At 72.4% G+C, this 10,655-nt stretch carries 4 protein-coding genes; all 4 read right to left on the reverse strand.

Annotation, left to right across the window (positions count from 1 at the left end; translation table 11 throughout):
• Positions 1-105: 105 nt before the first annotated feature.
• Positions 106-5,751, reverse strand: a complete 5,646-nt coding sequence (locus ABH920_RS24920) for an amino acid adenylation domain-containing protein (RefSeq protein ID WP_370351530.1) — start codon at positions 5,749-5,751, stop codon at positions 106-108.
• Positions 5,752-5,757: 6 nt separating this feature from the next.
• Complete coding sequence (locus ABH920_RS24925; protein WP_370351531.1) at positions 5,758-8,928, reverse strand: amino acid adenylation domain-containing protein; 3,171 nt, start codon at positions 8,926-8,928, stop codon at positions 5,758-5,760.
• Positions 8,921-10,324 carry an ATP-grasp domain-containing protein gene (locus tag ABH920_RS24930; RefSeq protein ID WP_370351532.1) on the reverse strand — a complete coding sequence of 468 codons (1,404 nt, stop codon included), beginning with the start codon at positions 10,322-10,324 and terminating at the stop codon, positions 8,921-8,923. The genes ABH920_RS24925 and ABH920_RS24930 overlap by 8 nt, the downstream gene beginning before the upstream one ends.
• Before the next feature lie 121 nt (positions 10,325-10,445).
• Complete coding sequence (locus tag ABH920_RS24935) at positions 10,446-10,637, reverse strand: MbtH family protein (protein ID WP_370351533.1); 192 nt, start codon at positions 10,635-10,637, stop codon at positions 10,446-10,448.
• Positions 10,638-10,655: the final 18 nt, after the last annotated feature.

Consider the following 10,655-nt stretch of genomic DNA (forward strand, 5'->3'; position numbering starts at 1 on the left):
TCATCTCAGGCCGTGCACCACCCCGGGCCGACCACGATGTGGCGGGGCGGCGCCCCAGCGCTACAGATGTCTGACGGACCGGCCCGGCGGAAGCCGGATCGACGCTCAGCGTGTGCTGCCGGCGAATTCCCCCTGATCCGCCGCCACCGCCACCGCATCCGTTGCCTCCGCAGCCCTCCGCTCCCGCTCCCGGAGCCCGACCAGGTCGTCCGGGACCGTCTCGGCGACGTCGTCGTCGAAGTGGGCGAACACCCGTAGGCGCATGGCGATCAGCGTGGACACCAGTACCGCGATCGCCATCGCGGCGAACAGCAGGCCGATGCCGCGGCCTTTGCCCGTGCCGAGGATGGTGCCGAGGGAGGTGGCCAGGGTGCCGTGGGGGGCCATCAGGGTTTCGAAGTGGTCTGCGACCGCCGGGGCCAGGAGCCAGCCGAGGGGGAGGGTGGACCAGGCGATCATCATGTTCAGGGAGAAGACTCGGCCGTGGTAGCGCTGGGGGACGGTGACCTGGACGATCGTGGTGTAGATGGCCTGGATCACCTCCAGGCAGAAGGCGGTGCCGAAGACGCCGAGGCCGATGATCGGGACGCTCGCGTGGAGGCCGGTGAGCAGGAAGAAGGCCGACAGGATCAGGGTGGTCAGCATCGCGCCGGCCATGCGGCGGCGGCGCGGGCCGCCCCAGACGGTGATCAGGGCGGCGCCGGCCACCGCGCCGAGGGCTTCCAGGAGGGAGACCACGCCGACTTGGGTGAGGCTGCCGAAGGCCAGGACCAGGGGGACCACCAGGATGAAGACCGGTGCCAGGAAGATGTTCAGGACGGCCGAGAACAGCAGCATGGAGCGCAGGTTCCTGTTACCCCAGGAGTAGCTCAGGCCGTGCCGTACTTCGGTGAGCAGGGGTTCGCGGCGGTGGGCGCCGAGGGTCGCCGGGAAGCGGACCAGGGCCAGGACGCTGAGCGCGGCCGCGTAGCTGACCATGTCGATGACCAGGATGCCGGACAGGTGGATCGCGGCCATCAGGCCGGCCGCGAGCATCGGGACGACCAGCGCCGCGAAGCCGTTGGTGAGCTGCGCGACCCCGTTGGCGTGGCCCAGGAAGCGCTTGGGCACCAGCTGGGGGATGGCCGAGAGGTACGACAGGCGCTGGAACGCCGACGACACCGACAGCCAGACCACCAGCACGTACAGGTGCCATACCGCGAGGTGGTGGCTCCATAGCAGGGTGCTGAGGATCAGTTCGCCGCTCGCGGAGGCCGCGGAGCAGATGAGCATCAGCCGGCGGCGGTCCGCCCGGTCCACGACCGCGCCGGCGATGGGGCCGACGAGCAGGTTCGGGACCAGGGCGAGGATGGACAGCGCGGCCATCCGGCCGATGGATCCGGTGGCGAGGTAGACGTAGATCGGGATGGCCCACCCGGTCAGCGCCGAGCCGGTGAGCGACACCAGCTGGCCGGCGGCGACCGCGAGGAAGCGGCGGACGCTGGGGGCCGCGGCGCGGTCGGCGGAGTCCGGGCCGGTGTCGTGGTGCACCTCGAGGACCGTTGTCGGGCGTGCGGTCGCAGGGTTCGATGATGACGGCCCGGTTCCGGCCGTGACGGGCGCCGCGTCAGACACCGGCGAACCGGTCTCGGAGCCGGCTTCAGCGCTGGCATCAGCGCCGGTCCCGGCGCCGACCCGCCCCGCGATCTCGCCATGCGCCGACGTCACGATCGCCGCGAGCTCAACGGCCCGGTACTTCAAAAAGAAGTGCCCGGCCTCGTCCAGCACGGCCAACGCCGTCGTCTCGCTGAGGAACCCCCACTCCCGATACCGCTCCCGGTGGTACTCGGTGACCGGGTCGGCACTGCCGACCACGCTGATCACCGGCGCCGCCAGCCTCTCCACCGCCGAGTCCAGCAGCCCGGTGAAGTACTCCTGCGCGGCCGTGCCGTCCCGCCGCATGTTGCGGATGATCCGGTCGGCCTGCTCCGGCTCGACGTCGTCCATGTCGACGCCCATCGAGCGCAGCCAGGACGCGTGGTTGCGGTTGGCGCCGAACCGGCCCTCCATCCGGCCCACCAGGCCCAGCGGCCCCTTCGGCTTGGCGAACGGGAACATCGCCCCGATGTAGACGGCCTCCGGCGCGCGCCCGGCCGCCGCCAGGCGCAGCGCGATCTCCACCGACAGCGCGCTGCCGACACCGCAGTGGCCGTAGACGATGACCGGTCCCGTGATGCGCTCCAGGGCCTCCTGCACGCACCGGTCGGCCAGTTCGTCCAGCGCCAGCCCGTCCTCGTCGAGCCCGACGTCGTGGCCGGGGATCGCCAGCGCGAACAGCGCGTGGTCGCCGGGCAGGGCGTCGGCCAGCGGCTGGTACACCGCCGCGCTGCCGCCGCCGTACGGGACGCACAGGAACGTCGCGGTGGCCGGCGTGGCCCGGTTCCGGCGGGTCAGCTCGTGCAGCAGCCGGCGCGGGCCGTCGTCGGACTGCGGCCGGGCCATCAGCGCCGCGAGACCGCGGACCGTGCGCTCGGCGAACAGGTCCATGACCCCGGCCTGGCGCTGCGCCGACGGCAGGTTGCGCAGTTTGGCCACGACCTGGGTGGCGGACAGGGAATGCCCGCCGAGCTCGAAGAAGTCGCTCTCGGCGCCGACCCGCTCGACGCCGAGGACGGCGCACCAGATCGCGGCGATGTCGCGTTCCAGCCCCTCGCTGAGTTCGACGTAAGCGGCCTGCGACGTGCCCCCGCGCTCCGGGGCCGGCAGCGCCGCACGGTCGAGCTTGCCGTTCGGGCTGAGCGGGAGCGCGTCCAGGGTGACGAACGCGGACGGCACCATGTAGTCCGGCAGCGTCTCCTTCAACGCCCGCCGCAGCTCAGCCGGATCGACCGCATCAGCTGGATCAGCCGGATCAGCCGCAGCAGCGGCAGCGGCCTCGCCGACCACATACCCGACCAGCCGCTGATCGCCCGGCACGTCCACCCGCACCAGCACCGCGGCGTCCCGCACGCCAGGCTGCGCCCGCAGCGCCGCCTCGATCTCCCCGAGCTCGATTCGCAGCCCGCGCAGCTTCACCTGGTGGTCCAGCCGACCCAGGAACTCGATGACGCCGTCGGGCCGCCAGCGCGCCGAGTCGCCGGTCCGATACAGCCGGGATCCCGGCGCCCCGAACGGATCCGGGACGAAGCGGTCCGCGGTCAGCCCCGGCCGCTTCAGGTACCCGCGCGCGACTCCGATGCCGCCGATGTGCAGCTCGCCGGGAACCCCGATCGGCATCGGCTCGCCGCGCGCGTCCAGCACGTACAGCCGCAGGTTCTGGATCGGCGCCCCGATCGGCACGCTAGTGCGTCCGACCAGCGCCTCCGGCGAGCACCGCCACGAGCTGACGTCGATCGCCGCCTCGGTCGGGCCATAGAGGTTGTGCAGCTCGCACTCGGGCAGCCGGGCCAGGAACTCCGAAGCCGCCGCACGCGGCAGCTCCTCGCCGCTGCACACCACCCGGCGCAGCGACGTGCAGTCCTGCACACCGTCCTGGCCCAGGAAGACGCCCAGCATCGACGGCACGAAGTGCGCCGTCGTGACGCCCGCCCCGACGATCAGATCCCTGAGATACCCGGCGTCCTTGTGGCCCCCCGGCTTGGCCAGCACCAGGCGCGCGCCGGTGATCAGGGGCCAGAAGAACTCCCAGACCGACACGTCGAAGCCGGCCGGCGTCTTCTGCAGCACCACGTCGTCCGGGCCCAGCGGGAACGCGCGCTGCATCCAGTCGATCCGGTTCACGACGCCCCGGTGGCTGTTGACCACGCCCTTGGGCTTGCCGGTGGAGCCGGAGGTGTAGATCACGTAGGCGGCGTTGTCGGGCCGGGTGTCCGGGCTCGCGGCGACGGCAGACGCGGATGTCGGCGCCGGCTCCGGATCATCGAGCACGATGACGTCCACGCCGGAATCCGGCACCACCCCGAGCAGTCGGCGCTGGGCCAGCACCACAGAGGCCCCGGCGTCCTCGGTCATGAAAGCCAGCCGGTGGGCCGGATACTCCGGATCCAGCGGAAGGTACGCGCCGCCGGCCCGCAACACGCCCAGCAAACCGACGACCAGCTCCAGTGACCGCTCGGCGCACACCGCGACCAGCGTCTCCGCGCCCACGCCGAGCCCGCGCAGCCGCTCGGCCAGCCGGCCCGAACGCTCGTCAAGCTCCTGATACGTCAGGCTCTCGCCCTCGAAGGACACCGCGACGGCGGAGGGATTCGCGAGACAGCGTGCTGATATCAGTCCATGGAGTGTCGCGTCCGAAGGGAACGGCGTGTCCGTGTCGTTCCAGTCCGCCGTGGTCAGCTCCCGTTCGGCGGTCGGGAGCAGCCCGAGCTCCGAGATCCGGGCCCCGGGCCGCTCGACGGCGTCGGCCAACAGCGTGATCAGGTGAGTGCTGAGCCGTTCGACGGTCGAGGCGTCGAACAACGCCGTGTTGTAGATGAACTCGCACCACAGCCCGTTCGCGGACTCGGCGGCGTGCAACTCCAGATCCCAGCGGGAAGCGGGCAGTTCCAACGGCATCCAGCTCAGCGCCGGCAGATCGGACCGCTGCGGTGCGTGATCGCGGATCTGGAAGTTCTGGAGCGCGAACACCGCCTGGAACAAAGGCGGCCGGCTGACATCGCGCGCCACCCCCAGCTCGTTGACGATCTGCTCGAACGGGACCTCCTGGTGCGCCAGCGCGTCGAGCACGGTACGGCGCGTGCGGTCGAGCAGGTCGGCCACGCTGGGATCGTCATCGCCGTCGTTCCCGGCGGTGAACCGCATGGTCAGCATGTTGACGAACATGCCGATCAGCCCTTCGAGCTCCGACCGCGAGCGGCCGGCGACCGGGGTGCCGACGGCGAAGTCCCGCTGCCCGCTGTACCGGGCCAGTACAGCGTGGAAGCCAGCGAGCAGCGTCATATACAGGGTCGCGCCGTGGTCCCGGCCGAGCGCGGACACCCGGTCGGTCAGGGCCCCGTCGATCTGGAACCGGAACGTGCCGCCGGCGAAGCTCTGGACGGCGGGCCGCGCCCGGTCCACGGGCAGTTCCAACGCGGGCAGGTCGGCCAACTGCGTACGCCAGTAGGAAACGTCGCGGGCGAGCGTCGCGGTCTGCGCCCGCTGCCATGCGGCGTAGTCGCCGTACTGCACCGGCAGCGGCTCGGGAGCCCACGCGCCGCCGGTGCTCAGTGCCGGGTAGGCGTCCAGGATCTCGCCGACCAACAGGTCGCTGGACCAGCCGTCGCTCACCGCGTGATGGGCTTCCAGCACCAGGATGTGCGAGTGGGCGTCGCGTTGGACCAGAAAGGCGCGTACCAGCGGTCCGGCCGCGAGGTCGAAGGGCTGTCCGGCCAGCGAGCGGGCCAGATCGGCGGCGTCGGTGTCGTCGTCGGTGACGTGGACCGGCAGCGAAACAAGCGGATCGGCGTCCACGACGACCGTCGGCAGACCGTCCCCTCCGACCGGGAACCGCATCCGCAGGCTCTCGTGCCGCGCGATCACCGCGGCCAGCGCGCGTTCCAGGATCCCGACGTCGAGCGGGCCGTTGACGTCCACGGCGACCGACACGTGATACGCGGCGGTTCCGGGAGCGAACTGGTCCATGAACCACAGGCGCTCCTGTGCGAACGACAAAGGCGGCGCGGTGCCCTCGGGGCGCGGGCCGATCGCGGTGTTCGCGCGCCGGCGCAGCCGCTGGTCCAGCAGCGCGCGCTTGTCAGCGGTCAACCCGGCCGCGGGTGTGGTCGTGGACACGATGTTCTACCTGCCGGTTCCATGAAGGAGGCGGTCGGCCTCGGCGTCGGACAGGGTGTCGATCTCGGCCGCGAGCAGCTTCTCCACCTCGGCCGCCAGGTCGGCGACGCTGGGGTGCTGGAAGACCGCGTGGATCGGGATGTCCGCCTCCACCGCGGCCGACAGCCAGGCCACGAACCGCGCGGCGGACAACGAGTTGCCGCCCAGGTCGAAGAAGTCGTCGTCGACCCCGACCCGGGTCACGCCCAGGACTTCGGTCCAGCCTTCCGCCACCAGTTCCTCGGCGGCGGTGCTCGGCGGTGCGAACTCCCGGTCCGTCCCGCCGGAGGCGCCCGGCGCGGCCGGAGCCGGCAGCGCGGCCGTGTCCAGCTTGCCGTTGGGCGTCATCGGCAAAGCGGCCACGGACACGAAAGCGGCCGGCACGAGATGCGCCGGCAGCGCGGCGCGCAGGTCCGACCGCAGCCGCGCCACGTCGGCGTTCGCGTCACCGGCGACGTACGCGACCAGCGCCCCGTCCCGCACCAGCACCGCCGCGTCGCGCACGCCGGGCCGGGCCCGCAGCACCGCCTCGACCTCGCCGGGCTCGATCCGCAGCCCGTTGAGTTTGACCTGGCCGTCCACCCGCCCCAGGCACTCCAGGGTGCCGTCGGCCCGCCAGCGTGCCAGGTCCCCGGTCCGGTAGAGCCGGGAGCCCGGCGGTCCGAACGGATCCGGGACGAAGGCCTCGGCGGTCAGGGCCGGACGGTTCAGATAGCCCCGGGCCAGCGGGACGCCCCCGGCGTGCAGGTGCCCGGGGACGCCGATCGGTGTCGGTTCGCCGTCTTCGGCCAGGACGTAGAGCCGCGCGTTGGCCAGCGGACGCCCGATCGGGACGGCCCCGGCCTGCTCCGGATCCGCACGGTGGCTGGCGACGTCGATCGTCGCCTCGGTCGGGCCGTAGAGATTGTGCAGCGCCGCCGACGTCCGGGCCGCCAGCGCGGCGGCCAGATCGCCGGTCAGCTGCTCGCCGCCGCAGAAGACGTGTCGCAGGGCACTGCAGGAGTCCAGTTCGGACCGCTCCAGCAGCAGCCTGAGAGTGGTCGGCACCAGCGCGAGCGCCGTCACCTTCTCCTCGGCGGCCACCGCGAGCAGCCGGCCCGGCTCCAGCATGCCGGACGGCGGCGCGATGACCAGCGTCCCGCCGGCCGCGAGCGCCGGGTAGAGCTCGATGCCGAAGGCGTCGAAACTGGGGGAGGAGCTGACCAGCACGCGGTCGTCCGCGCCGATCCCGTACTCGCGGTTGAACCACAGGACGTAGTTCAGCAGACTGCGATGGCTGACCATCACGCCCTTGGGCCGGCCGGTCGAGCCGGACGTGTAGATCACGTAGGCGAGGTGATCAGGATCCTGATCCAGGCTTTCATCAAGGTTCTGATCATCAGCCGCGACCGGGTCTCCGGACGTCCGAGGTTCGTCGACGAGCACGACCCGGGCGGCTCCCGGCGGGCAGGCGTCCCGGTGCGCGTGCGAAGTGATCAGTGCTTCGGCCCCGCTGTCGTGCAGCATCATCGCCAGCCGCGCCGGCGGATACCCCGGATCGAGCGGCACGTACGCGCCGCCGGCCCGGAGCGTGGCCAGGAACGCGACCACCAGGTCCGCCGAGCGCGGCAGCGCGACGGCCACCGGCCGCTCGGGTCCGACCCCGCAGGCCCGCAGCCGCCGAGCCAGTTCCTCGACGCGTTCCCGCAGCTCCCCGTAGGTGAGGCGGAGGTCCCCGTCGACGACCGCGAGGGCCTGAGGGTTCGCAGCCATCCGGCGCCCGATCACCTCCGAGACCGTCTTCGCGTCGGCGAATTCGAGCCCTGTCCGGGCCCAGTCGACCGCAGTGTCGTTCCACTCGTGAAGGACCAGGCCGCGCTCCGCCTCGTCCGCGACCGGCAGCCGCGACAGCCGGGTGTCCGGGTCCGCGAGCGCGGCGACGGTCAGCCGGGTGAACTGTTCGCTGATCCGTTCCGCCGTCGCGGCGTCGAACAGGTCGGTCCGGTACTCCAGCCGGGCGTCGTCCTCGGAGAACTCCAGCGTGAGCTCGTTGCGCGCGACGCCGTTGGACCGGTTGAGCCCGACATCGCCGATGTCGTTGATCCCGATCTGGTACAGCGGCTGCACATCGGCGTCGGGACGGATGCCCAGGGCCTCGGCGACGTGGTGGATCGGCAGGTCCTGGTGCTCCCAGGACTCCAGCAACCGCTCGCGCACCCGGTCGACGAGCTCGGCGAACGTCGGATCGCCGGAGGTGTCGATCCGCACCGCCAGGGCGTTGACGAACATGCCGATCAGCGGCGCCAGCTCCGGCATTTCCCGCCCGGCGACCTGGACGCCGACCACGACGTCGTCGGCGCCGGAGAGCCGGTGCAGCAGCGCGGTGTACGCGGCGAAGAACACCATGAACCCGCTGGCCCGACGCGAGGAGCCCAGGCGTGCGGCCGCCGCCGCGGTGCCGGCCGGCAGCGTGACGTGCCGGTCCGCCCCGGGCTGGCCGGCCCCGGCGGCGCGGGGCCGGTCGGTCGGCAGGCTGTGGACCCGGGGCAGACCACTGAGACGCTCGCGCCAGAAGTCCGCCTCGGCGCGCGCCTTGGGGCCGCTCACCGTGTCGCGTTGCCAGGCCGCGTAGTCGGCGTACTGGATGGCGAGTTCGGGCAGCTCGGCCGGCCGGCCCTCGATCAAGGCCCGGCACTGCTCGATGATCTCGGCCTGCAACAGGTGCACCGACCCGCCGTCGAAGACGGTGTGGTGGGCCACGAAGATCAGCACCGGCTCGTTGTCGGTGTACGCCAGCGTCGCCCGCCACAGGGGCGCATCGTCCAGCTGGAACGGGACGCGCAGGACGGCGCTGTCCGCGTCCGCGATCCCCTGCCACCGGTCGTCGTGGCCGGACAGGTCCACCGTCGCCAGGCTTACCGCCACGGTCGGGTGGACCGCCTGGACCAGGTTCTCGCCGTCCAGGCGCAGGCTGGTGCGCAGGGTCTCGTGCCGCGCGACCGTGGCGGCCAGCGCGACGGTGACGATCTGCTGGTCCGCGCCCTCGGGCAGTCGGACCCACGCCGACAGGTTGTAGATCGTCTCGTCGGATCCCAGCCTGGTCGCCAGCCACAGCCGCTCCTGGCCGAACGACGCCGGCCCGGTCCACACCTCAGACATCGCACACCCCAGCTGTCACCGGCTCGGCCTCGGGCACCGGCTCGAACTCGAAGCGGAGCAGGCTCTGCGCCGCGTGGTACACATCGAGCAGGTCCTCGTGGTCGGCGTAGCCGGCGACCAGCGCGTTCACCGCGAAGACCTCGTACTCGTCGCTCAGGACGTCGCCGGGGGCCACCGTGGTGACCACCGACAGCACGTCCGGGTGGGCTTCGAGCTCTGCGACGCCGTCCAGCGCCGTCAGCCGGCCCGAGCCGGTCGGGTAGAACATGCACAGCGCCATCGGGATCGGCAGCTGCGGGTCCTGGCGCTCCGGGCGCGGCAGCCCGGTGGCCGCCGCGACCGCCTCCTCGGCCATGTGCACGCCGGTGGTCAGCGAGAGCATCTGGCCGACCAGCGCGCCGCCGGGCCGGCCCGGGTTCACCTCCACGATGACCGGCCCCAGCACCTCGTCGTCCATCACCTCGATGTGCGCGACGGTCTGGTCCAGGCCCAGCGCCAGGGCGGCGGCGCAGGCGGCCGCCACCATCGGCCCGGTCCGGTCCTCGGGCACGTCCAGCGGCGGCTTCACCAGGCCGAGCTCGAAGAACTTGTCGTCCATCAGGAACTTCCCGACGAGCCCGAAGTCCTCGACGACGCCGTCCCGGATCACCACGTCCACGCTGGCCTCCGGCCCCCGCAGCCGGCCCTCGACCAGGAACTGCCGGGCCGGGTCGATGGAGCCCAGCGCGACCTTGTAGTTGTCGGCCAGCTCGCCGGCCGGGATCCGGGCGGCGAGCTCTTCGTAGGCGGCTGCCAGTTCGGCGGCCGAGTGCACGCAGCGCACCAGGTGGCTGCCGGAACCGTTGACCGGCTTGACGATGGCAGGCAGCCCCACTTCGCGGGCCACGGCCTCGGCCTGGTCGGCACCGGAGATCAGGGCGAAGCCGGGCGTCGGCAGTCCGGCCTCGCGCAGCGCGCGCCGTACCGCGTACTTGTTCCGGGCCAGCTCCAGCACCTTGGGGTCGGTGCGGGCCACGCCGAGCGCCGCCGCCGTCCGCGCGGCGGTCACGATGGCCGCGTCGGACCAGGTGATGACGCCGGTCGGCGGGTTGCCCGGGCCGCACGCGGCGGTGATCGCCGCGACCGACTCCTCGACGTCGTAGGGGTCTGCGACGGTCACGATCCGCTCCACCAGCGCGGCCAGTGCGTCCCGCTCGGCGTCGGCGACGGCGCCGGTCAGCAGCACCGGGCGGCCGCCGCAGGCCCGGATCGCGTCCGCGAACGGCGGGATCCAGGCGATCCCGGCCTCGCGCAGGACGATGACGGCGGTCCGCCACGCCGGGCCGCCCGGGGCCCAGTCGGCGTCGGCGCCGCCGGGGGCTCCGGGGACTCCGGGGACTCCGGGGACTCCGGGCACCGGGGTGCTCGGTCCCGTGCCGGTTTCCGTGCCAGATCCCGTACTCGGTCCTGTCCTCGATCCCATGCTGGATCCCGCGCTCGACCCCGCGCTCGACCCCGCGCTCGACCCCGTGCTCGGCTCAGTCATCGGCGGCCATCGCCTCGCGCAGGCTCAGCGGCCGCATGTCGGTCCAGACCTCGTCGATGTGGGCCAGGCACGCTTCCTTCGGACCGGTGAACCCGGCTTCGCGCCATCCCGCGGGCAGCGAGCGGCCGGCCGCCCAGACCGAGTACTGCTCCTCGTCGTTCACCACGACCGTGTAGTCGTCCATGTCGGTTGCCTCCTTCAG

This window comes from Catenulispora sp. EB89, assembly GCF_041261445.1.
Lineage (GTDB): Bacteria > Actinomycetota > Actinomycetes > Streptomycetales > Catenulisporaceae > Catenulispora.

Coding starts and splice junctions, on each gene's coding strand:
- ABH920_RS24925 (WP_370351531.1), bottom strand. CDS start 8,928: ATGTCTGAGGTGTGGACCGGGCCGGCGTCGTTCGGCCAGGAGCGGCTG.
- ABH920_RS24935 (WP_370351533.1), bottom strand. CDS start 10,637: ATGGACGACTACACGGTCGTGGTGAACGACGAGGAGCAGTACTCGGTC.